This is a genomic window from Isoptericola maris, assembly GCF_048065335.1.
GTDB classification, from domain to species: Bacteria; Actinomycetota; Actinomycetes; order Actinomycetales; family Cellulomonadaceae; genus Isoptericola; species Isoptericola rhizosphaerae.
On the sequence record NZ_JBLUNY010000008.1, the window covers coordinates 1 to 22,412 of the forward strand.

Annotated in this window: 23 protein-coding genes and 1 pseudogene; 13 read left to right on the top strand and 11 right to left on the bottom strand. The window is 71.1% G+C overall.

The window, feature by feature from the left end; genetic code table 11:
• Positions 1 to 441, bottom strand: a 441-nt coding sequence (locus ACH5HR_RS12190; RefSeq protein ID WP_416478081.1) for a hypothetical protein, incomplete at its 3' end; no start/stop codon positions are given.
• A complete protein-coding gene (locus ACH5HR_RS12195; protein WP_402373950.1) occupies positions 438 to 1,091 on the bottom strand; it encodes a DUF6318 family protein in 654 nt (217 codons plus the stop codon). The genes ACH5HR_RS12190 and ACH5HR_RS12195, both read right to left, overlap by 4 nt.
• Positions 1,092 to 1,290: 199 nt before the next feature.
• On the opposite strand from ACH5HR_RS12195, the gene ACH5HR_RS12200 reads away from it, so the two are divergent.
• From ACH5HR_RS12200 to ACH5HR_RS12240, 9 genes and pseudogenes are all read left to right on the top strand, one after another.
• A complete protein-coding gene (locus ACH5HR_RS12200) occupies positions 1,291 to 1,668 on the top strand; it encodes a GntR family transcriptional regulator (RefSeq protein WP_402373952.1) in 378 nt (125 codons plus the stop codon).
• Complete coding sequence (locus tag ACH5HR_RS12205; protein WP_402373954.1) at positions 1,665 to 2,624, top strand: ATP-binding cassette domain-containing protein; 960 nt, start codon at positions 1,665 to 1,667, stop codon at positions 2,622 to 2,624. The genes ACH5HR_RS12200 and ACH5HR_RS12205 overlap by 4 nt, the downstream gene beginning before the upstream one ends.
• Positions 2,621 to 3,397: a hypothetical protein gene (locus tag ACH5HR_RS12210; RefSeq protein ID WP_416478083.1), complete on the top strand. Its 777-nt coding sequence runs from the start codon at positions 2,621 to 2,623 to the stop codon at positions 3,395 to 3,397. Before ACH5HR_RS12205 ends, ACH5HR_RS12210 begins: the two co-directional genes overlap by 4 nt.
• 5 nt (positions 3,398 to 3,402) lie before the next feature.
• Positions 3,403 to 4,143, top strand: coding sequence for a hypothetical protein (locus ACH5HR_RS12215; protein ID WP_416478084.1), 741 nt, complete (start codon positions 3,403 to 3,405; stop codon positions 4,141 to 4,143).
• A gap of 38 nt (positions 4,144 to 4,181) precedes the next feature.
• Positions 4,182 to 5,186: an ABC transporter ATP-binding protein gene (locus ACH5HR_RS12220; RefSeq protein WP_416478085.1), complete on the top strand. Its 1,005-nt coding sequence runs from the start codon at positions 4,182 to 4,184 to the stop codon at positions 5,184 to 5,186.
• A complete protein-coding gene (locus ACH5HR_RS12225) occupies positions 5,183 to 5,998 on the top strand; it encodes an ABC transporter permease (RefSeq protein WP_416478087.1) in 816 nt (271 codons plus the stop codon). The genes ACH5HR_RS12220 and ACH5HR_RS12225 overlap by 4 nt, the downstream gene beginning before the upstream one ends.
• Before the next feature lie 82 nt (positions 5,999 to 6,080).
• Positions 6,081 to 7,046 (top strand): bile acid:sodium symporter family protein, encoded by a 966-nt coding sequence (locus ACH5HR_RS12230; protein ID WP_416478088.1) that lies wholly within the window; start codon positions 6,081 to 6,083, stop codon positions 7,044 to 7,046.
• A 125-nt stretch (positions 7,047 to 7,171) separates the two neighbouring features.
• Positions 7,172 to 7,453: pseudogene (locus tag ACH5HR_RS12235) on the top strand (glutamine amidotransferase-related protein); the annotation flags it as partial.
• A 79-nt stretch (positions 7,454 to 7,532) separates the two neighbouring features.
• A complete protein-coding gene (locus ACH5HR_RS12240) occupies positions 7,533 to 7,775 on the top strand; it encodes a type 1 glutamine amidotransferase family protein (protein WP_416478238.1) in 243 nt (80 codons plus the stop codon).
• Between the two features lie 22 nt (positions 7,776 to 7,797).
• Here the strand turns inward: ACH5HR_RS12240 and ACH5HR_RS12245 are convergent, their stop codons facing one another.
• Positions 7,798 to 8,295, bottom strand: a complete 498-nt coding sequence (locus tag ACH5HR_RS12245; RefSeq protein ID WP_416478090.1) for an NUDIX hydrolase — start codon at positions 8,293 to 8,295, stop codon at positions 7,798 to 7,800.
• Between the two features lie 350 nt (positions 8,296 to 8,645).
• On the opposite strand from ACH5HR_RS12245, the gene ACH5HR_RS12250 reads away from it, so the two are divergent.
• Positions 8,646 to 9,713 carry a 3-deoxy-7-phosphoheptulonate synthase gene (locus ACH5HR_RS12250; RefSeq protein ID WP_402374517.1) on the top strand — a complete coding sequence of 356 codons (1,068 nt, stop codon included), beginning with the start codon at positions 8,646 to 8,648 and terminating at the stop codon, positions 9,711 to 9,713.
• A 270-nt stretch (positions 9,714 to 9,983) separates the two neighbouring features.
• Here the strand turns inward: ACH5HR_RS12250 and ACH5HR_RS12255 are convergent, their stop codons facing one another.
• Positions 9,984 to 11,180 (bottom strand): NAD(P)/FAD-dependent oxidoreductase, encoded by a 1,197-nt coding sequence (locus ACH5HR_RS12255; RefSeq protein ID WP_416478092.1) that lies wholly within the window; start codon positions 11,178 to 11,180, stop codon positions 9,984 to 9,986.
• Between the two features lie 109 nt (positions 11,181 to 11,289).
• On the opposite strand from ACH5HR_RS12255, the gene ACH5HR_RS12260 reads away from it, so the two are divergent.
• Positions 11,290 to 12,033: an SDR family oxidoreductase gene (locus ACH5HR_RS12260; protein WP_402373974.1), complete on the top strand. Its 744-nt coding sequence runs from the start codon at positions 11,290 to 11,292 to the stop codon at positions 12,031 to 12,033.
• A 45-nt stretch (positions 12,034 to 12,078) separates the two neighbouring features.
• On the opposite strand, the gene ACH5HR_RS12265 is transcribed toward ACH5HR_RS12260, so the two are convergent.
• The 4 genes from ACH5HR_RS12265 to ACH5HR_RS12280 form a co-directional block, all read right to left on the bottom strand.
• Entirely contained in the window at positions 12,079 to 12,993 is a 915-nt protein-coding gene (locus ACH5HR_RS12265; RefSeq protein WP_402373976.1) for a sigma-70 family RNA polymerase sigma factor, read from the bottom strand.
• Between the two features lie 53 nt (positions 12,994 to 13,046).
• Positions 13,047 to 15,566, bottom strand: a complete 2,520-nt coding sequence (locus ACH5HR_RS12270) for a polynucleotide kinase-phosphatase (protein ID WP_416478094.1) — start codon at positions 15,564 to 15,566, stop codon at positions 13,047 to 13,049.
• A complete protein-coding gene (locus ACH5HR_RS12275) occupies positions 15,559 to 16,956 on the bottom strand; it encodes a 3' terminal RNA ribose 2'-O-methyltransferase Hen1 (RefSeq protein WP_402373980.1) in 1,398 nt (465 codons plus the stop codon). The genes ACH5HR_RS12270 and ACH5HR_RS12275 overlap by 8 nt, the downstream gene beginning before the upstream one ends.
• A gap of 683 nt (positions 16,957 to 17,639) precedes the next feature.
• The gene (locus ACH5HR_RS12280) at positions 17,640 to 17,798 is read right to left on the bottom strand and encodes a hypothetical protein (protein WP_416478095.1); all 159 of its coding nucleotides are present in this window, start codon (positions 17,796 to 17,798) and stop codon (positions 17,640 to 17,642) included.
• 107 nt (positions 17,799 to 17,905) lie between these two features.
• On the opposite strand from ACH5HR_RS12280, the gene ACH5HR_RS12285 reads away from it, so the two are divergent.
• Positions 17,906 to 18,442, top strand: coding sequence for a type IV toxin-antitoxin system AbiEi family antitoxin domain-containing protein (locus ACH5HR_RS12285; protein ID WP_416478096.1), 537 nt, complete (start codon positions 17,906 to 17,908; stop codon positions 18,440 to 18,442).
• 223 nt (positions 18,443 to 18,665) lie between these two features.
• Here ACH5HR_RS12285 and ACH5HR_RS12290 read toward each other — a convergent pair whose 3' ends face one another.
• Positions 18,666 to 19,943, bottom strand: coding sequence for an ATP-binding protein (locus ACH5HR_RS12290; protein WP_416478098.1), 1,278 nt, complete (start codon positions 19,941 to 19,943; stop codon positions 18,666 to 18,668).
• Between the two features lie 284 nt (positions 19,944 to 20,227).
• Between ACH5HR_RS12290 and ACH5HR_RS12295 the strand changes: the two genes are divergently transcribed.
• Complete coding sequence (locus ACH5HR_RS12295; RefSeq protein ID WP_416478099.1) at positions 20,228 to 20,452, top strand: hypothetical protein; 225 nt, start codon at positions 20,228 to 20,230, stop codon at positions 20,450 to 20,452.
• Between the two features lie 273 nt (positions 20,453 to 20,725).
• Here ACH5HR_RS12295 and ACH5HR_RS12300 read toward each other — a convergent pair whose 3' ends face one another.
• Positions 20,726 to 21,679, bottom strand: a complete 954-nt coding sequence (locus tag ACH5HR_RS12300; RefSeq protein ID WP_416478100.1) for a nucleotidyl transferase AbiEii/AbiGii toxin family protein — start codon at positions 21,677 to 21,679, stop codon at positions 20,726 to 20,728.
• Complete coding sequence (locus tag ACH5HR_RS12305) at positions 21,669 to 22,238, bottom strand: type IV toxin-antitoxin system AbiEi family antitoxin domain-containing protein (RefSeq protein ID WP_416478102.1); 570 nt, start codon at positions 22,236 to 22,238, stop codon at positions 21,669 to 21,671. Before ACH5HR_RS12305 ends, ACH5HR_RS12300 begins: the two co-directional genes overlap by 11 nt.
• Between the last annotated feature and the right edge of the window lie 174 nt (positions 22,239 to 22,412).

Sequence of the window (22,412 nt, forward strand, 5' to 3'; positions counted from 1 at the left end):
GCGCATGGCGGCGAAGGCGCGTCGGGCCTGGGCGGCGACGTCGGCCGGGGTGATGCACTCGCGGCCGGAGACCTGCTCGGGTGCGGTGTAGGTGCCGTCGTCCTGGAGGCGTTCGACCCACAGCTCGGCGAGCTCGTACTCGTCGTCGTTGCAGGGGGCGCTCTCGATGTCTGCTTCTCGTGAGCCGTCGGGGCAGGTGTCCAGGGTGGTGATCAGCTCGATGCCGTCCGCGGTGGTGGCGATGTTGCAGGTCTGGGTGTCGGTGCGGAAGTACCGGTCGCGGGGGCCGTCGTCCTCGGAGGCAGCGGGATTCGCGCCCTCGCCGACCGCGTCAACCCCGGCTGTATTCCGTTCGTCGTCCATGGTGCCCTCAATCTCTGCGCCCATCGCAAGATTGGTGAACAAGATCGTGGCGGCGATCACAGAGGTGGCAGCGTTCACTGCTCCTCCGGGGACTCGGGCATGGCGAAAAGGTCGACGACCTTCCACTCGTCACCGCGGTGCACGACTTCGAGGCGCCGTTCGGCGACAACTTCATCGGACACGTAAGTCTCCTTGCCGGAGGGGTCGGTGACCCGAGTCGGCTCCACGGTGACCTCGATGTCGATAGGCCAGATCCCAGTCGGCCGATCCTGTTCGTAGGTGTGCAGTATTTGGACTGCATTCTCGCCGCCCGACCAGTTTTGACCTTCGTCTGCGATGGTGCGGGCCTGTTCGAGCCTTTCTGCGCAGAACGTGCACTTCTTGTGGGACATCGCCTCCCACTCGGCGGTGTCACCCGTCTTCATCATGTAGTCGTCCAGGCTGAGGAAGTACTTCGCGGCGGCTTCGGCACCCTGGTACCCCTCGTCGTCCATCGCGGCCGGCCGCTCGGGCGCGATCACGACCGGCGTCGGTGACGCGGCGGGGGAGGACTCGGTCGCGGAGGGTGCCGGGCTCGAGGGGGCCTGCGCCGTCGACCCGGGGTCCGTGGGAGTCGGGTCGGGTGTGGTGCATCCGGCGAGCAGCAGCGCGACCAGCGCGGCCGCGCCGAAGGTGGTGGCGGTACGGGGCATCAGGGATTCCTTCACCAGGGGCGTCGACGGCGACATCGGAGTCACGGTAGCGAAACCGCAGGTCCCCGGCACGACCCTGTGGACAACGTCTCGCGCAGTGGAACGCGCGGCGCTACGTCGCGCCGTCGGGCACGGCGTCAGCGAGCGGCCCGCCAGGGGTTGACGCCACCCCAGGTCCTGTGGTTCATTAGTTGAGTAACGAACCACAGGACCATAGGACCGGGAGGAGGGCCGCATGTTCGACGGGCCCGAGCCGATCTACCTCCAGATCGCGCAGATGATCCGGTCACAGGTCCTCGCCGGGGAACTCGTGGAAGAGGAGCAGGTCATGTCCACCACACAGTTCGCGACGACGTTCCGGATCAACCCCGCCACGGCGGCCAAGGCGTTCACCGGACTCGTCGAGGAGGGCGTGCTCTACAAGCGCCGCGGGCTGGGCATGTTCGTCGCGCCCGGCGCCCGCGAGCGCCTCCTCGAGCAGCACCGCCAGGCGTACTACGACGACGTCCTCGCCCCCGCGCTCGCCCAGGCGGCCGTGCTCGGCATCTCGGCCGAGGAGATCGTCGCGTACATCCACGGCACCGCCCACCAGACCCCTCAGGAGGAGTCATGACCCCCGAGCCCTTCGGCGCCCGGCTGGACGACGTCGTCGTCCGGTTCGGCAAGCAGCGGCGGATGACGATCGACGGCAGGACCTTCAAGGACGAGGCGACCGTCGCGCTCGACGGCGTGGACCTCACGATCCGACCCGGCGTGATCACCGGGGTCCTCGGGCGCAACGGCGCAGGCAAGTCCACGCTGCTCACCCTGCTCGCAGCCTTCAACCGGCCGACGTCGGGCACCGTGCGCCTCGGGCCCGACGGCGACGCCCCGTGGGAGGACCCGTGGGAGAACGCGTGGGTCACCTCCAACGTCCAGCTGGTGCGCGAGTCGGGGGACCTCCAGGACGACGAGAAGCTGTCCGAGTCCCTCAGGTACTACGCCGACCTGCGTCCGTTCTGGGACGCGGAGCTCGCGGGGCGGCTGCTCGACATGTTCGAGGTGAACCCCCGCAAGAAGCCCAACGCCCTGTCGCGCGGCAAGCGGTCCGCCGTGGGCGCCACCATCGGCCTGGCGTCCCGCGCGCCGCTGACGATCTTCGACGAGGTCTACCTCGGCATGGACGCCCCGACCCGGTACGCGTTCTACGACGAGATCCTCGCCGACTACGCCGAGCATCCCCGCACCATCCTGCTCTCCAGCCATCTGGTCGAGGAGGTCGAGCGGCTCTTCGAGGACGTGATCGTCCTCGACCGCGGCGGCGTGCTCCTCGCCGAGACCGCCGAGGAGATGGGCCGGCGCGGCTTCAGCCTCACCGGGCCGACGTCCGCGGTCGAGCGGCTCGCCGGCGACCGCCGCGTGCTGCACCGTCAGCAGCTCGGCGGCACGCTGCAGGTCACTCTCGAGGGCACGCCCGACGACGTCGAGGCCACCGCCGCGCGAGCCGCCGGCGTCGAGCTGGGCTCGCTGCCGCTGCAGGACCTCTTCGTGCGCCTCACCGAGCCGAGCCGGACAGGGGCGGGCCGATGAGCGTCACCACGACAGCACCTGCGTCGCGGGCGGAGCTGGTGGCCCGGGTGCAGCGGCGGGCGACCCGCCGTGCGGCCCGGTCGATGCTGGTCCCGTCGCTCGTCGTCGGGCTGAGCTTCTGGGCCTTCGTCACGGTGGCGGCGGCCGCCGTCCCCGTGGTCGTCGACCGGTTCGGGGGCCACATGGACGTCGGTGTGCTGGTCGCCGCCGAGTACAGCGCGCGGTGGTTCGCGTTCACGCTGGGAGTCATCACCTGCTCGATCATCCTGGCCACCCACCTGGCCGCCGGAGGTACTCGCCGTGCGCTGCGCGACGCCGCCCTGATCACCGCGGGTGTCACCGGCCCGGCCTACGGCGTGCTCCACGCGATCGCGCTGCTGGTCGAGCGAGGGACGTTCCGCGCCGTCGGCTGGACCTGGCCGCGTCCCGAGGGCGGCCTCGTCACCGGCGATGCCGGCATCTGGCCGACGGCCGGCGCCGAGGCCCTGGTCGTCGTGGTCTACGTGCTCGTCGGGTGCGCCGTCGCCGTCGGCTACCTGGTCGACGGCGTCGGTCGCGGGACCCTGCACCTCGTCCCCGCGCTGGCGCTGCTCGGTCTCGCGGAGCTGTCCACCCGCAGCGGGTGGGCCGTCGACCTGCTCGGCGGGTTCCTGCCCGCTGAGGGCCCGGGCACCATCGCCGTCGGGATGGCCGGAGCCGCCGTCGCCATCGTGCTCTCCGCGGCGTGGCTGCACCTGCGCCTGCGTACCCTGCGACTCCGGCCGACGAGGTGAGCACCATGACACACGACAGATCTCCCCACCGCCGGGCGGTCACCGCGGCACGGCGGCGGCTGGAGAGCTACCTGCTCAAGGCCGCGGTCTGGTTCTGGGTCGGCTGGGGCCTGCTCGTCATCGCCACCCCGCTGGTCGTGGACCGCTGGGGCGGCGTGGCCGACGGGCTGACGTACGACGCCGCGGGGAGCCCCGCTCGCTGGCCGGCGTTCGCCGTCGGCATCATCGTCGCCGCCGCCCTCCTGGGCACCCACGTGGCCGCCGGGGGGACCCGCCGGTCCCTCGTCGAGGGCGTCGCTCGCGGCGCCGTCGTCGGCGGGCTCGTGTTCGGCGTCCTGACGGTGGTGTTGGGCATCGCCGAGGAGCAGGTGTTCGAAGGGCTCGACCGGCCTTACCAGGGTGCCGGCGGGGCCTTCGCGCTCGACACCGTGACCGGCGTCGCTGCGACCGTCGTCGCCCAGACGTTCGTCATCGCCACCTACGTGCTCGTCGGTGTCGCCGTCCACGGCGGCTACCGGCGCTGGGGAGCCTGGCGCGGGACCCTCGCCGTCGTCCCGCTGCTGCTCCCCGCCGTGCTCGTCGACCTTGCGAGCCGCACCGGCATCTTCGCGATCCCCCTGCGCGACGAGCCCGTCGACTCGGTGCTCGGCGCGGCAGTGAGCCTCGTCGGCGCGCTCCTCGCCGCGCTCCTGGCCGCCGTCGTCGCGCACCACGTGCTCCGTGCCGTGCGACCACGCCTCACCTGACCCGCCAGTCCGTATCCCACCCGAGAAGGAGGCCAGAGATGGCCAAGCCCATCGTGGAGGTGTCGCACCTCCGCAAGACCTATGGCGACAAGGTCGCCGTCGACGACGTGTCGTTCGCCGTCCAGCCCGGGGAGATCTTCGGGATCCTCGGCCCCAACGGGGCCGGCAAGACCACGACCGTGGAGACTCTCGCCGGACTGCGCACCGCCGACGGAGGCACCGTCCGCGTGCGCGGCATCGACACCCAGCGCCACCCCGGCGCAGTCCGGGACATCCTGGGCGTGCAGCTCCAGGAGGCGGCGCTGCACGACAAGATCACCGTGCGGGAGGCGCTCAACCTGTTCGCCGGGTTCTACGCGAACCCTGCGGACCCGGAAGAGCTCCTGGCGATGCTCGACCTCACCCCGCACGCCGACCGCCGGTTCGCCAAGCTGTCCGGCGGGCAGAAGCAGCGCCTGTCGATCGCGCTCGCCCTGATCGGCAACCCCGAGATCGCCATCCTCGACGAGCTCACCACCGGGCTCGACCCGCAGGCCCGGCGCAACACCTGGGAGCTCGTGGAGCGCGTGCGGGCCACGGGCGTCACCATCCTCCTGGTCACGCACTTCATGGAGGAGGCCGAGCGGCTCTGCGACCGGCTCGTCATCATCGACGCCGGGAACGTCGTCGCCGAGGGCACGCCCCAGGGGCTCATCGACGCCCTCGACGACGACAGCACCGTGGTGCTGCGGTTCGCCCCCGACGACGCCGGCCGGGCACGCGACGTGCTCGAGCAGCTCGCCGACAACGACCCCGAGGTCGCGCGGGTCGACCTCGCCGAGACCTCGCCGGGCGAGGTCGTCGTCACCGGGACCCGCCGGGTCCTGTTCGCCCTCGTGCCGGCCCTCGCCGGTGCGGACCTCGTGCCCGACGACGTCCGCACCGTCGCCAGGTCGCTCGAGGACGTGTTCCTCGCCCACACCGGGCGCGCCTACAGCACGGGGACCGGCGACGCCGACGCGCCCACCGACACCACTCTCGTCCTCGAAGGAGGCCGGTCATGACCGCCACCGCTACCGCCACCCCCACGCGGGTGCGCCCGTCCGGCACCGGCTGGCGCGGGTTCGGCCGCCTGCTGCGCACCGAGACCGCCGTCTGGCTGCGCGACTCGTCGTCCGTGTTCTTCGGGGTGCTCTTCCCCACCGTGCTCCTCGTCGGCGTCGGGTTCGGTATCCCGGGGATGCGCGAGCCGATCACCGACGCCCCGCAGGACTCGCTCTGGTACGGCGTGACGCCCATCGCGACATACCTGCCCACCGTCCTCGCCATGGCGATCGGCACGCTCGCGATCCTGTCGCTGCCGGTCACGTTCGCGACCTTCCGTGACAAGGGCGTGCTACGGCGAATGTCGACGACGCCGATGCGGCCGCAGGCGATCATCGTGGCGCACCTGGCCATCAGCGTCGCCACCACGTTCATCGGGGTGGCGCTGGCCCTCGGCGTGGCGCAGGCGCTGTTCGGCATCGTCCAGCCCACCCAGCTCGGCGTCGTCCTCGGCGCGTTCGTGCTGGGGATGCTCTCGCTGTTCTCGCTGGGCATGCTCCTGTCCGCGGTGGTGAACAAGCCCTCGACGGCGAACGCCGTCGCCTCCCTCGTCTACTTCCCGCTGCTGTTCCTGGCGGGGCTGTGGACGCCAGGCCCGATCATGCCCGACATCGTGCGGCAGATCGGCCAGTTCACCCCGATGGGTGCGGCCGCGCAGGCCATGGACACCGGCTGGTTCGGCGAGGGGTTCCCGCTGCTGCAGTACGTCGTGATGCTGGCGTACACGGCGGTCCTGCTGCCGCTCGCGATCCGCCTGTTCCGCTGGACCTGACGCCGGTCGAGCCGGTCGAGCCTGTCGAGATCCCGACCGGGTCCCGGCAGGCTCGACCTGCATGCCGGTAGGGTGCGGCGGCATGCGCAAGGTGGCTGAGCTGGCAGGCCGGTGGTTCGCGGTGATCGTGGTGCTCGGAGGAGTGGCCGGGCTGCTGGCCCCGACGACGCTCGCCCCCATCGCCGGCCACATCCCCCTGCTCCTCGGGATCATCATGTTCGGCATGGGGCTGACGCTGCGCGGCGCGGACTTCGGGCTCGTGGCCCGGCGGCCGTGGTCGGTGCTGGTCGGCGTCGTCGCGCAGTTCACGGTCATGCCGCTGGTGGCCTGGGCGATCGGCACCGCGTTCGGCCTGCAGGACGCCGCGATGGTCGGCATGATCCTGGTCGGTGCGGCCCCGGGCGGCACGGCGTCCAACGTCATCGTGTACCTCGCCCGGGGCGACACCGCCCTGTCGGTGACGCTCACCGCGGTGTCGACCCTGCTGTCCCCGCTGCTCACGCCGGTGCTCGTGCTGTGGCTCGCGGGGTCCCAGCTCGACGTCACCTACGGCTCCCTCATGACCTCGATCGTGCAGATCGTGCTGTTCCCCGTCCTCGCGGGCCTGCTCGTCCGCACCTTCGCCGGCGGCCTGGTGGAGCGGTACCTGCTGCCCTACCTGCCGCTGGTGTCAGTGACCGGGATCGTCGTCGTGGTGGCCGGCATCGTCGCGGCGAACGCCGACGCCGTGCTGGCCACGGGAGCGCTGCTGGCGCTCGCCGTCGTCGTCCACAACGCCGTGGGGATCGCGCTGGGCTACGGCGCCGCGCGCGCCGCCCGGCTCGACGAGAGCGCCCGGCGTGCGGTGAGCATCGAGGTCGGGATGCAGAACTCGGGTCTCTCCGCGGCGCTGGCGACGGCGCACTTCTCGCCGGCGGCGGCCCTGCCTGCCGCGCTGTTCTCCGTGTGGCACAACGTCTCCGGGGCGGTCCTCGCGTCGTTCTGGGCCCGGCGCCCGGTCGACGGCGGCGAGCGGCCCCCGGAAGGCGCGCATAGCCTGCGGCCATGAAGCCGTTCCTGCTCCTGGGCACGCGTGCCGAGGACGCCGCCGCCGACAGCGAGTACGAGGCGTTCTGCCGGTACGGCGGCCTCCCCGCGGAGCAGGTCCACCGGGTCCGCCTGGAGGCCGGCCCGATGCCCGCGATCGACCTCGACGCGTACTCGGGCATCCTCGTGGGCGGCGGCCCGTTCAACTCCTCCGACCCGGACGCGCAGAAGTCCGCGGTGCAGCTCCGTGTCGAGCGGGAGTTCGTCACCCTGCTCGACGAGGTCGTGGAGCGGGACTTCCCGTTCCTCGGTGCCTGCTACGGCGTCGGCACCCTCGGCACGTACGCCGGGGGCGTCGTCGACCGGCGCTACGGCGAGGCCGTCGGCCTGACGACGGTCGAGCTGACCCAGGAGGGCCTCGCGGACCCGCTGCTGGCCGGGCTGCCGCCCGCGTTCACGGCGTTCGTCGGGCACAAGGAGGGCATGCGAGCCCTACCCCCCCGGCGCCGTGCGGCTCGCGTTCTCGCCCCGCGTGCCGGTCCAGATGTTCCGGCTGCGGTCCCACCTGTACGCGACGCAGTTCCACCCCGAGCTCGACCTCGCGGGCCTCACCCAGCGCGTGGAGGTCTACCGCGACTACGGGTACTTCGCGGCCTCCGAGGCCGACGACGTCGTCACCCGGGCCGCCGCACGCCCGGTGACCTGGCCGATGCGCATCCTGCGCAACTTCGTCGAGCTCTACGGACGCTGACGGCCGGGCCCCTCGGGGTGGGTCACCGCGCGAAGACGGTGCCCGCGCCGGGGTCGGCCCGGTACCGCTCGGCCGCCGCGAGCCGACGGCGCGACGAGGGGGCGACGTCGTCGGGCAGGGCGTCCGGGGCGAACCACGCCACCGCGACGGACTCGTCGTCGGCGACGTGCGCGGCGGCGGCGGACGCCGCCGAGACGGGGCGCGCGAGGAAGCACAGGTCGAGGTACGAGCTGCGGTCGCCGTTCGGGTAGACGACCTCGGGCGTCGTGGAGACCGCCGCCAGGGCCTGCACCTCCACCTCGACGCCGGTCTCCTCGAGGACCTCGCGCACGAGCCCGCGCGCGGGCTCCTCGCCGGGCTCCAGGATCCCGCTGACCAGCGCCCACAGCCCGTTGTCCGCGCGCTGTCCCAGCAGCAGGCGCCCGGCGTCGTCGTGCACGACGGCGGTCACCCCGGGGAGCCACAGCGGTGCGGTCCCGACCTGGGCGCGGACGGCGGCGACGAACTCGGGGATCGGCATGCGCCGACCGTACCGGTGACCGGATGGTGGACACCGCTGGACGGTCCGCGCGGCCGCGCGTACTGTCAGGGCCGTGAACATCCGTTGGTATTGGCGCTTTACGCCGGCTCCGCTGGGAGCTCGGCGGGCTCGCGCCTGACCGACACCTTCCACCGGAGCCAGCACAGGGCCTGGGACGCGACGCGCGTCCGGGCCCTTTGTCGTCGGGGCTTCCGGTCGGGATCGGACCGCCTCCGGCGACGCCGCCGGACCGCCGCACCCGCCGACCACCGCCACGACCAGGAGCCCCGATGAGTCCCACGACCGTGCCCGACGCGCACACCGCCACCCGCCCGCGCGATACTGACCTGATGGCCGAGACCTCTGACCTGCGCGTCCGTGCGCTCGATCCCCTGCCCGCCCCGCGGACGATGCGCGCGAACCTGCCGCTGGGGACCACTCGCAGCGACCTCGTGACGACGTCGCGCCGTGAGGTCCGTGACGTGCTGCGCGGCGAGGACGACCGTCTCGTCGTGATCGTCGGGCCCTGCTCGGTGCACGACCCGGCCGCCGCGCTCGACTACGCGCGCCGTCTCGCGCCGCTCGCCCGGGAGCTGTCGGACGACCTCGTCGTCGTCATGCGTGTCTACTTCGAGAAGCCGCGCACCACGGTCGGGTGGAAGGGCCTCATCAACGACCCGCACCTGGACGGCACGCACGACGTGCACCACGGCCTGCGCCTGGCCCGCGAGGTGCTGCTCGGCGTGCTGGATGCCGGGGTGCCGGCCGCGTGCGAGTTCCTCGAGCCGACGTCCCCGCAGTACATCGCCGACGCCGTGACGTGGGGCGCGATCGGGGCGCGCAACGCGGAGTCGCAGGTGCACCGCCAGCTCGCGTCGGGGCTGTCGATGCCGGTCGGGTTCAAGAACGCCACGGACGGCGACGTCCAGATCGCGGTGGACGGCTGCATCACCGCCGCGAACGAGCACACGTTCTTCGGGGCGGACGCCGAGGGCCGTGCGGCCGCCGTCGAGACCGCCGGCAACCCGGACTGCCACGTCATCCTGCGGGGCGGGCGCGGTGGCCCGAACTACGGGTCCGACGACGTCGCGGCGGCGCTGGGCGTGGCCCGCACCTCCGGTCTGGGCGGAGCGGTCGAGGCGGGCGTGATCGTGGACGCCTCGCACGGCAACTCCGGCAAGGACCACGTGCGCCAGGCCGAGGTGGTGCGGGAGCTCGCCGAGCGTCTCGCCGGCGGTGAGCAGGGGATCTCGGGACTCATGCTGGAGAGCTTCATCGAGGCGGGCGCGCAGAAGCCCGGACCGCTGGACTCGCTCGTGTACGGCAAGTCCGTCACGGACAAGTGCATGGACTGGGGCACGACGGCGGAGCTCCTGGAGGTCCTGGCGGCTGCGGTGCGCTCGCGGCGGGACGCCTGACCGGCCGCTGCGTGTCGCGAGCGTCTCTGTCCGGCCCGTATCGGGTGTGCCTCAGAGATCGAGGTACCGGTCGTACATGACGCTGAACCGCACGTCGGTGGGGCCCACCTCCGAGACCTCGAGCCAGCATCCGCCGGACCCGCAGGCCTTGTCGATCGCGGTCACCAGCGCGTCGTCCGGCAGGTCGGCGAGGGCCGAGACCGGCGGCTCCGGGGGGGGGCTGTCGAGCTCCAGCCAGACGACCGGGGCGGCCCGGGGTGCCCGGTCCGCTCAGACGAACGTCTCCAGCGTGTTCCGGTCGACGGGACCGTCAGCGCGGATCAGCCCCTCGACGTCGTCCATGCGGTCCCAGACGTTGATGCCCATCCCCGCCTGCACGCGGCCGCCGTCCACCCAGAACGCGACGCATTCCCGGTTCTCCGGAGACCCGCTGAGCACCACCTCACCATCGGTGACGCCCTTGACCTCCATGCCGAGGTCGAACTGGTCGGTGAAGAAGTACGGCAGCACGTCGTAGGCGTCGCCAGCACCGAGCATCGAGCGGGCGGCGTGCTTGCCCGTCTCGTCGGCGAACGCCCAGTGCTCGACGCGCAGCGGCCGGCCGTAGCGGGGAGACGGCACGGAGGCGATGTCGCCGGCCGCCCAGACGCCGGGCGCGGACGTCCGGAGGCTGCCGTCCACGGCGATCCCTCCGCCGTCGGCCGCTGCCCGGAGCTCGATGCCCGCGGCCCTGGCCAGGTCGCACTGCGGCGTGACGCCGACGCCGACGACGACGGTGCTCGCCTCGAGCGTGGAGCCGTCGTCGAGCTCCACGCCGGTCACCCGGCCGGAGCCGGTCAGGGCGGTCACGGAGGTCTCGCGGAGCAGCCGGACGCCGTTCTCCTGGTGGAGGGTCGCGAAGATCTCGCCCACCCGCGCGCCGAGGCCGTGCAACGGGTGCGGCGACCGGCCGACCACGGTCACGTCGCGGCCGAGCTGCCGGGCCGACGCCGCCACCTCCATCCCGATCCAGCCGTCGCCGACGACGACGACCGGGCCGTCACCGCTCAGCGCTTCCCGCAGGCGGTCGGCGTCGACGACGGTGCGCAGGTGGTGCACGCCGGTGAGGTCGGTGCCGGGGACCTCGAGGCGGCGCACCCGCGAGCCCGTGGCGAGCAGCAGGCGCGAGTACCGCAGCGACCCGCCGGGCGCCGTCTCGACGCTGCTGCTGCCCACGTCGAGCCCGACTGCGGACGTGGACGTCCGCAGGTCGACGCCGTGGTCGGCGTACCAGTCGGCGTCGAGGGGGAACAGGGCCTCCGAGCCGGCCTCGCCGCGCAGGTAGTCCTTGGACAGCGGCGGGCGCTCATACGGCGGGACGGCCTCGCCCGTGAGCACCACGAGGTCTCCGTCGTACCCCTCCTCGCGCAGCGTCTGGGTGGCGCGGGCGGCGGCGAACCCGCCCCCGACGACGACGATCGGCTCCATCGGTCCTCCTTGGTGGTCCTGGGTGAGCTGCCTCACAGACTGTCACGACTCGGGGTGCTGCGTGGTCGTCAGGGTGTCAGCAGCAGGACGGACCAGGAGGATGAACAGCATGAGGATCGCCGTCGCGGGTGGGACCGGAGTCGTCGGGCGTCACGTGGTGGACGCGCTGGAGCGCGGTGGGCACCAGGCCGTGGTGCTGGCGCGCAGCCGGGGCGTCGACGTGGCGACCGGGGACGGGCTGGACGCCGCGCTCGAGGGTGCGGACGCCGTCGTCGACACGCTCAACGTCACGAGCCTGAAGGAGAAGGTGGCCACGGACTTCTTCACCACCACCTCGCGCAACCTGCTGTCCGCCGGGGCGAGGGCCGGCGTCGGGCACCACGTGCTGCTCTCGATCGTGGGCGTCGATCGGGCCGCGGGGTACGGGTACTACCGCGCCAAGGCGGCGCAGGAGGAGGTGGTGCGCGGCGGGAGCGTGCCCTGGACGGTGGTGCGGGCGACTCAGTTCCACGAGTTCCCCGGGCAGGTGCTCGGGCAGGTCCCGGGTCCGGTCGGGATCATGCCGCGGATGCGGTGCCGGCCGGTCGCCGCGGCCGAGGTGGGTGCGTACCTGGCAGAGGTCGCCGCCGGCCCGGCCCAGGGGCGCGCGCCGGAGATCGCTGGGCCGCGGGAGGAGCAGATGGTGGACATGGCGCGGCGGCTGCTCCGTGCGCAGGGCCGACGGCGGTGGGTGCTGCCGGTCGACTTCCCCGGCACCGGTGCCGACTTCCGGGGCGGGGCGCTGCTGCCCGACGGCGAGGGGCCGCGCGGAACGGTGACGTTCGACGAGTGGCTGGGCGGCTCGCGGGACTGACTCCGGCGACCGGTCGACGGCGGCGCGGTGACCGTCGTCGACCGGTCAGACGGTCTCGGCGAACCTTTCGAGCTTGTCCGGATTCACCTGGGCGAACACCCGCCGGATGCCGTCCCGGCCCACGTCGAGCGCCACGAGCGCCGCGGACGACCCGTCCTGCAGGAGCAGCGCCGGCAACCCGTTCGCCTCGACGATGCGCACCTCGGCGCCAGACCAGTACTTGTGCCAGATCTTGTCGAAGAACGACGCCACCCGTGCCGGGCCGACCAGCTCGACGCGGGCGGCGTGCACGCGGTCGCCGCCGTCCGTGCGCGCAACCACACCTTCGGCGAGGAACTGCTCGAAGCGGCCCAGATCGCCGTCGCGCGCCGCCGCGACGAACTCGGCGAGCAGACGGCGGTGCTCGGCCGGGTCGACCGTGACCGCGTCGCGGGTGCCGAGGCGCTCGCGGGACCGGCGGGCGAGCTGGCGCGTGTTCGCCTCGCTCAGGTCCAAGATCTCCGCGACGCTGCGATAGGGATAGGCGAAGGCCTCGCGCAGCACGTAGACGGCGCGCTCCACCGGAGTGAGTCGCTCGAGCAGGACGAGCACCGCCGTCTCGAGCGCCTCGGCACGTTCGGCGCCGAGGGCCGGGTCGGCGGTCGTGTCGACGGGCTCCGGCAGCCACTGCCCCACATACGTCTCGCGCCGGGCGTACGCCGACGTCGTCGCATTGATCGCGAGGCGCGTCACGATGGTGGTGAGGAACGCGGCCGGGTTCTCGACGCGGGTCCGGTCGGTGCCCTGCCACCGGATCCACGCCTCCTGCAGCACGTCCTCCGCCTCGGCGACGCTGCCCAGCATGCGGTAGGCGATGCCGAAGAGCTGCGGGCGGGCGGTGACGAACGCGTCGACCGCCGGGGCGTCCGCGAGGTCGTCGGGACGGTCGGGGACCTCGGGCGCGGAGGGACGCGATGTCATGCGGTCACGCTACGCCAGGCGGCGCCGCGGCCTGGTCCGATCGAGCAGCAGGTCTAGAGACGTGGGTCGACCGGCTCGGACTCCAGCGCCAGCACGGCGAACGCCATCTGGTGCACGGACCACAAGGGCTCGTTCCTCACGAACCGGTCGAGGGCTTCGAGCCCCAGACCGTGCTCGCGCAGCGCGAGGACGCGCTTCTTGTCGAGGCGCCGATCGCGCAGCACCTCCAGGGAGTCGGTGTAGTCGGGGCCGTAGACGATGCGCAGGTACTCACGGCCGCGGACCTTGAGCCCGGGCTGGATCCTGCGTCCGGGCGCCACCGGCTTGACGATCATGCCTTCCCCACCGGCTGCGGTGAGGCCGAGCCACCATCGGGTGGCGTCGGCCCTGTCCTGCTCCGACGCCAGGTCGACGAACCGGTGCCGGGTGTGGGTGATGAGCGGGTCGGTGAGCTGGCCGATCTTCTCCAGGTGCCAGCGGTGGGACTCGGTGGTGGCGAGCTGGCGTCCTTCCGCGGCGAGGATCTGGAACGGCGCGAGCGTGACGCCGTCGAGCCCGGCTGTCGGGTGGACGTAGGCCGCGAAGGCCTCGCGGTAGGCCTCGGCGTTCGCGGTGCGTCGTGCGACGCGCTCGGCCAGCGGCCCGACGTCGAGCCCCCGCGCGGCAGCGACGTCCAGGACGGCGGTCGCTGCCGGCAAGGCCGCGTGGGCGGCCGCACCGACCGACGCGTACTGCTCCTTGATCAGCCCGAGTGCCTTGGCCGACCACGGCAGCAGCTCGCAGTCGAGGGCGAGCCAGTCGGTGTCGAGGTCGTCGAACAGCGGTCCGACGGCGGTACGCAGCCGGGCGACGAGGTCGCCGCCGAGCGGTTCGGGGAAGAACGCCCGGCCGGTGCGGGTGTAGACGACGCCGGTGGAGCCGTCGGCGATGCCGAACCGCTTGGCGGCCGCGTCGGCGTCCTTCGCGACGACGGCGATGGCGCGCGAGCCCATGTGCTTCTCCTCGCACACGACCTCGGTGACACCCTGCTTGGCGTACGCGGCGAACGCCTGATCGGGGTGCTCGAGGAACCCGTCGAGGCTCGACGTCGGTGCCGGCGACATGGTGGGCGGCAGGTAGACGAGCCAGCGCGGATCGACGGCGAACCGGCTCATGACCTCGAGCGCGGCCGCGGCGTTCTCCTCAGGGATCTTGACCTTGCCAGCGTGCTCGGTGAACAGCCAGCGGGTGCCGGTGACGTCGTCGATGCTCAGGGCGGTGGGCTCGCGGTCGGGGACCGGAGCGGCGAGCGGTCGCACCGGTTCGTAGTACTCGCGCAGCGCAGGAACCTGGATGATCTCCTTCTCCGGGTAGCGCAGCGCGGTGAGCCGGCCCCCGAACACGACGCCGGTGTCCAGGCAGATGGTGTGGTTGACCCACTCCGGCTCCAGGACCGGGGTGTGGCCGTAGACGACCATCGCCTTGCCCCGGTACTCCCGCGCCCAGGGGTAGCGCACGGGCAGGCCGTACTCGTCGGTCTCGCCGGTGGTGTCGCCGTACAGCGCGAACGAGCGGACGCGGCCGGACGTTCGACCGTGGAAGGCCTCCTTGAGTCCCGCGTGCGCGACGACCAGGCGGCCGCCGTCGAGCACGAAGTGGCTGATCAAGCCGTCCATGAACGCCAGAGCAGACGCGGTGAAGTCCTCGCCCTCGGCCTTGAGCTGGGCCAGGGACTCGCCGAGGCCGTGAGTGACCTGGACCTTGGCACCCTTGAGCGCACGCACGAGCTTGGCCTCGTGGTTGCCGGCCACGCTCAGCGCGGTCCCCGCGGCGACCATGCCCATGACCAGGCGCAGCACACCCGGGGTGTCGGGGCCGCGGTCGACCAGGTCGCCGACGAACACGGCGGTGCGGCCCTCGGGGTGCGACGCCCCGACGGCGCGACCGTCGGCGTCTGACGCAATCACGTAGCCGAGCTTGCCCAGCAGGGTGCGCAGCTCGTCGGCGCAGCCGTGCACGTCACCGATGATGTCGAACGGACCGTGCAGCTCGGTGCGGTCGTTCCACGGCTTCTCGCGGCCGATCTCGACGGTGTCGACCTCGGTCTCAGTCAGCACGTGGACACGGCGGAACCCCTCCTTGCGGATACCCCGCAGAGACCGCTTGAGGTCGCGGTGCTGGCGGGTGATGACGTGCGGGCCGAAGTCACGATCGGGTCGGGACGCGTTGCGCTCGACGGCGACGGACGCGGGCACGTCCAGCACGACGGCGTCGACGAGCACGTCGTGGTCCTTCGCGAGCCTGACCAGCGACGCGCGAGAGCCGCGCTGCACGTTGGTCGCGTCGACGACGGTGAGAAGTCCGCGGCGCAGGCGGGTGCCGACGATGTAGTGCAGGACGTCGAACGCGTCCGGGGTGGCGGCCTGGTCGTTCTCGTCGTCGGACACCAGAGCACGGCAGAAGTCCGAGGAGATCACCTGGCTGGGCTTGAAGTGCCGCGCGCCGAACGTCGACTTGCCGCTGCCGGACACGCCGACGAGCAGCACCAGGCCCGTCGAGGGCACGGAGATCTGGCGGGTGGTCGTCTCAGCCACGGAGGAACACCGCCATCTGGGTGCTGGTGCCGCGCTCGGGGTCGACGTCGCCGACGCCACGCAGCTCGACCGAGTAGTCGTACGCGGCGGCGACCCCCGCCGCCCAGTCCTGCAACTCGGCACGGGTCCACTCGAAGCGGTGGTCCGGGTGGCGCATGCCGGTCAGTCCCTCGTAGTTCGGGTTGTACTCGGAGTTCGGCGTCGTCACCAGGACGGCACCGGGGCGCGCTGCACCGAAGACGACACGTTCCAGCGCGGCGAGGCGTGGCGGGTCGACGTGCTCGACGACCTCCATCAGTACCGCAGCGTCGAACCCGGAGAACCGGGAGTCCTCGTAGGTCAGCGCGCCCTGGAACAGCTCGAGGCGCTCGGACTGCCGTTCGCTCATCCGGTCGACACGCAGGCGACGAGCCGCGATCTGCAGCGAACGAGCCGACACGTCCGCCCCGGCGATGCGCGTGAACGACGGCTCGCGCACAAGCTTGTCGAGGAACGCCCCAGGCCCGCAGCCCAGGTCGATCACCGTCCGCACCTGCAGCTCCGAGAGTGCCGCGAGCACGGCCTCGTGGCGCTGGGTGTTGAGCGAGGCGCGCTTCTCGGGCGGTTGCGTGACCTCCTCGTCCGCCGCGGGCTCGAGGTCCTCGACGACGTCGTCACCCAGCTCGGCCAGGCGCTCGAGCGCTCGGCCGGCCAGCGACGACCGGTGACCCAGGTAGCGGCGCGTGATGAGCTCGCGGTCCGGGTGCGTGGCAAGCCAGCCCTCCCCGGAGCGCAGCAGCTTGTCCACCTCGTCGTCGCTCTGCCAATAGTGCTTCGCCTCGTCCATCGCGGGCAGCAGCACGTGAAGCTGGTTCAAGGCGTCGGCGAGGCGGAGAGTGCCCGTCAACGTCAGGCGCACGTACCTCGACTCGCCCCACTCTGGGAACCGTCCGTCCAGCGGGATCGGTTCGGCATCGACGATCCAGCCGAGCGGTCCGAAGATCCGGCGAGCGATGTCAGGGCCGCCCCTGCAGGGCAGGACCGGGATGGTGATCTCCAGCGGGATCGCAGCGTCCGCGACGGCCTGCCGGGAGTCGCCGCGTCCGCTGCGTGCGGTGCTGAACACGTTCGCGACCGCCACACCGAGCATCGACGACGCCGCGTACGACCGGTCGTTCACGTACTGCGCGAGCGAGAAGTCCGGACTGCGCTTGCCTGCCGAACGCGCGAGCCGCACCGGGTCGATCTCGAGCAGCACCGCGACAGTGCAGCGCTCGTCGTTCGCCTCGGGGTAGAAGACGGTGGCCTTGCCGAACGACTGCTTGAACTCCTGGACACGATCGGGGTGCTTGAACAGCAGATACCCCAGGTCCGAGGCGGGTCGGTGAGTCGTCGACAACGTCAGAAGCACGACGCGATTCTGCCCTACGCAGGCAGGGGACCACCGCAGTCACCCCTTTGGTCAGGCGGCGGCGATCCGGCGACGTGGGCCAGGGGTGCGAGCCATCCCTCTGGCGGCGTGGGGATGGCGATCGTGGGACGGTCGGCCACGCACTCGCTCCAGAGCGGTGGTGAGCGCGTTCAGCCCGGCCGTGCGGCCACGGGGATCGAGAGAGCTGGCGAGGTCCAATGCGACGAGCGCCGTGCCTCCGACTGGTCGGGGTGACAGGATGTGAACCTGCGACCTCTCCGTCCCGAATCAACTCGGACGTGCTCGGACGCCGTCGGTACGGCGAGATTCTGCACGTGAGGGTCCGCTGGCATCCGCCGTCGGTCAGTGCGGTGAGCCCTCAGTTGCGCCCCCAGCGGGTCACCGGCCGGTCGACTCCTGGTCCTGGTCAGACCCGCAAGCAACGGGCCCTGCCACTCAGTCTGACGCGGGACATCCTCGGCGAGGTAGATCTGCACCCGCTTCGTTTGGCTGCGTAGAACTCCTCGTCGAAGGCGGACGTCGTCGTAGGCAACCGGCCGGGGGGGGGGGGGGTAGAACGCGACGTGTCCGGCGTGCTCGGTGGCCAGGGTGGCGCGCCCTCTCGTCCAGCACGACGCGCAGGAGGACGTTCACATCCAGGATGATGCTGCTGTCGATCTGCACTACCGCCTCGTCTCGCGGCGAGCGGCCTTGGGGTCTTCCATCAGGTCCTCAACGTCCAGACCGTGTTCGTCGATCAACGCCGCCAGCTTGGTCACCGCGCACTGGAGCGCGGCGACGTCAGCTGACAGGTCAGCTTTCGCCGGGATGAAGAGCCCCACCGTGCGCCCGTGCCGTTTCACGGCGACGGGGGGGGCGAAGTGAGGATGAGCCTCTGGCGGTCAAACCCGTACCGCCAGTGGTACGGTATTGGCAGTGGAGGTGGGCTGTGGGGTATCGGCATGACCTGTGGGAGATCGCCGCGAGCAATCACGGCGTCGTCACCGTCGCCGAGGCAGAAGACGCTGGCGTGCCCGCGGTGGAGGTGCGCAAGTTGGCAGTGCGAGGCGTGCTGCGCTCCTACGGTCAGGGCGTCTACACCCACCTGGACGTTCCGACGGCCCGCCGCACCGAGCCGGCAGTCGCTGTCGCCCTCGCCGGGCCGGGCGCGTTCCTACAGCGCGAGTCGGTCCTCGACTTGCTGGAGGTCGGTCAGTTCAACCCCCGGCAGGTGCGCGTGGGAACTCGGCGTCGCGTGCGCCGGACCCTTCCGGACTGGATGGTGCTGGAACGCCGCGCCGACATCACCGACGAAGACCTGACCGACGTCGACGGCGTGCCCACGACCACGATCCCCAGGGCGCTGGCGGACCTGCAGGCACGGATCGCCCCCGACCGCTGGGACGCGCTGGTCACCACCCTCGTGGGGCGCGAGCTCGTGCGCCCCGACGAGATCCCGGACCTGAAGGAGGGCTCCCGTGCCTGACGTGACGCCGCCGTTGAACCGCTGACATGAGCGTACGCCCAGGTCAGCGGCCCTTTTCGGCTGGTCGGGGTGACAGGATTTGAACCTGCGACCTCTTCGTCCCGAAGCGATTGTGACGTGCCGGAACAGGGTCTGAACGGCGGGTTCGCGCTCGTGGGCGTTCGTCGGTGTCCGCGGGGTGTCGCATCAGTAGTGCAGCAGTGGGTTCAGGCAGGCTTCGGGACTACGGGGTCCAGATGCGGTCGATCGCCATGACATGGAGGCGGTCGTCGTACGTGTAGCTCCGCGGACCCGTGTAGAGCACGACGCCAGCGACGAACGTCGCCCCGAGGGTGTCGCGGAGCTTGCGGAGGCCGGCGAAGTCGTCGCGGGAGGTGCGGGCCGCGGCCTTGATCTCGAAGCCGATGATGCCTCCGTCGTCGGACTCGAGAACGAGGTCGACTTCCTCGTCGTCGCGGGTGCGCCAATGCCCGTGGTCGACGATGTCGTCAGTCCAACTGGCTTCCTTGAGGATCTCCCCGACGGCGAAGGTCTCCAGCGCATGGCCGAACTCGGTGAGCGCGGCTGGCTCGCGACGGGCGAGCTTCTCTGGCGTCAGGCGCAGCAGACGAGAGGAGACGCCGGTGTCGAGCATGTGGACCTTGGGGCGGGCATTGGTTCGCTTGGTCAGGGTGCGATCCCACGCGGGCAGGATGCGCAGCAGGAAGACGGCCTCGAGCAGGCGGAGGTAATCCCGCGCGGTCTTGCCGTCGATGCCCGTCGCGTGGGCCATCCGGGCGGTGTTGAGAACCTGAGCGGTCTGGCCGGCTGCCCGTTCAAGGATGAGCGGAAGGGTGTGGGCTTGGCGAACCTTCGACAGCTCCTGAGCGTCACGCTCGAGGGTGAGGCGCACATAATCGTCGATCCAGCGCCCACGGGCGCGGTCGGTCGCGGCGGCACGAGCCATGGGGAAGCCGCCGCGCGCGACCATGGCTGCGTAGTCATCGCGTGTCGTGGTGGATGTGGGCCGTGCAGCGGCCGCGACGACGGCGTCTGGATCGGTCAGGAGTCGAGGCAGCAAGTCCGCGCGGACGTCACGGAGTTCGGACTGGGCGAGCGGCAGGACGGGAAGCCGCTGGAGGCGTCCGGTAAGGGCCTGCGCTGCCCGTGGCAGCGCCTCGTGGCGCGCCGAGCCGGTGAGGATGAACTGACCTGGGCGCCCGGTGGTGTTGAGTCTCGCCTTGATCGCGTCGAGGACGACCGCTGCGTGCTGGTACTCGTCGATAAGGACCACCTGGTCGCCGTCGATCATCGTGGCTGGGTCGCGCGCGACGGCCGTCCGGGTGTCGAGGTCGTCGAGATCCAGGATCCGGCCCCCGACGCGTTCGGCCAGCTGCCTCAGCAGGGTTGACTTCCCGACGGCGCGGGGGCCTTCCAGAAGGAGGACAGGGCTCTCGGCGTGGCGCTGGAGAGCCACGTCAAGAATCCGTCTGGGTACCAGGTGGCCGGTCGAGTCGCTCACCAGGCAAGACTAGCCGAGATCCAGAACCACCGGGCCATAAACTCCAGAACTGCCGGATGCTCAGTTCCAGAATCGCCGGACCGTGGACTCCAGAACCGTCACGCAGTCGAACGGTCAGGGTATAGCTGGTGAGACGGATGCGAGGGCGGGGCTGACGCACGTGGAGGTGCTGGATGCAGTCGATGCGCACCCTGGGCCTCACGAGAGACATGCTGTGACCGCGCACCGCCGAGCTCGACTCCGACACCAACGCGGACGACTACGCCCGAAGCGCCGACGTCTACGTGTCCTCGGACAGTGCCGACTGGACGAAGGTCGCCGCCATCGTGGGCGACGCCCAGCCGACCCGGGAGGCGTCGTTCCTCGCGCAGACCGCTCGCCACGTCAAGGCGGTCAACACCGGCAGCGCCGACGGCTGGTGGTCCATCACGGAGTTCACCGCCTACGCGAAGCGAGTCGCGCTGAGCTCCGAGCCCGGGTCGGCCTGTCTGACCCGGGCTCTGGCCTGAGAACCGGGCGCACCGGCCGACCACCCGGCCCCACCCCGAAACGACGAAAGGCCGGACCTACGAAATCGTAGGTCCGGCCTTTCGTCGATGTCCTGAGACATCACATGGTCGGGGTGACAGGATTTGAACCTGCGACCTCTTCGTCCCGAATCAAGTCTGACATGCTCTAACGTCGTCGGAACGGCGGGATTGCGCCCGTGGTCGTTCACGGGCGTCCGCTGGCAGAGGGCGGCTTCGTGAAGCAGTTAATGAAGCAGGGCCGACTCTTGTCGTTCATGACGTGGTGGTCTGCTCGATCTCGTCCAACCAGGCATTGATCGTGGCTACGGCATCCTCGAGGGGGACGTCGACGCCGGCTGATGTTGCGGCCGTGGCGTAGTCCGTGGCCCAGTGCGGGAATGCCGTCAGTGTGGCCGGCCAGGTGCGGGGCACAAGGTCGAGCTGTGCGGCGTCGGCGGCTCGCGCGGCGAAGACGTCATGGACAGCAGCCCGAACGTCAGCGAGCCTGGGGATACCGCTGGTTTCGGTGAGCGACTTGAGCAGGAGTAGGTCGGTGACGTCGCGGGCGCGGTCGTTAACTGCGACTGGCGGGTCGTGCGGGTCGGTAGCGGCGTGGATCTTCTGGGCGATCTGGTAGTTCAGTGCCAGGCTCGCCAGCAGTTCCGGGGATGGCAGGCCGAATCCCCTCAGCGTCGGGGCGGTGACGAACTCTGGGGTGGCGCCGGCGCTGCCTTCGTCGGGGCTGATCTCGACCTGGATGCGTCGCCATGTCGCGCCGCGGAGTTCGACGAACACGGTGAATCGGCGTGGCTTGATGACCCGGGTCGGCGTAGCGATGACCTCGATCTCGGATCGGCGCATCGTCAGTGGGCCCCACGGCAGGCGGAGGGCCTCGTCGAGTTGGGCCAGGAACGTGTCGATGTCTCCGCGGACCAGTCCGTCGAGGTCGCGCGTGGTGCGTGCGGCCAGCCCGAGACGATGCTGGAGCAGCGTCCCGCCCTTGAGCAGAAACCTGCTGTTGCCGTCTTCGTCAGCCGCGCGCTGCAGCGCCGCGGTCACGACGGTCGAAGCGACGAGCCAACCGAGCCGCCCACCCTCACTGGACGCGCCGATCTGCCGTTCCGCCTGGGCGATCCAGGTGTCCAGGACGCGGGCCGACGTCGGATCCTTCGCCTTCGGTCGCAGTTCATTCAGACCCGCAGTGAGGTCGACGGGGTCAGTGGACATGGCGGGCCTCCAGCCGGTCGGTCAGCGCGGCTCGTTCGGCATGCAGAAGGTCCCCGGTCGCGGAGGCCTGCTCGATGGCTTGCCGGATCAGGTAGGTCGGCACACCTGAGGTGATGCACTGGCTGATGGCCACGGCGATGGTGACGATCGGGATCTGGTGCCACCATGTCATCTGATCGGGTGTCAGGTCCTCGCGGTGCAGAACGTAGCCTTCCCCGCCAGCACGCTGGATCCTTCGACGTCGGGCGACTGTCACGTGGATAGCGGTCGGGTTGATGTCGCTGAGCTCACGGACTGCGAGTGCGGTCTCATGACTCAGGCAGGCTTCGGGAACTCCGGTCCACAACACGGCGAGCATGAACGGCTCGTCCTGAGTGACCGGGACCTGCGAGACGCGGTACACGCCGTGCGCGACCCGTTCGAGTCGATCCCGGCGGACCATCATGGCCAAGGACGCGTCCGACACTCCTGACTCCAGAGCCTGCGCCGTCGTGACGAACCCGTGCTGATCGAGCGCCACCTCACGCAGTCGCTCGAGGTCTGTACGCGGCTCGCTCACGCAGAGACCTTAACAAGAAGTGAGGATATTTGCATCGAAGGTCCGGTGGTGTCGCGCCGGAGACACTGTGGCGGCCTACCGGCCCGACGGAGTTGGCACTGGTCGAGGCCAGCGGCTGGCGGCGCTGGCGTCCGCGACTTCCGAGCCAGCCGATCCTCTACCCATCGGGTAGAC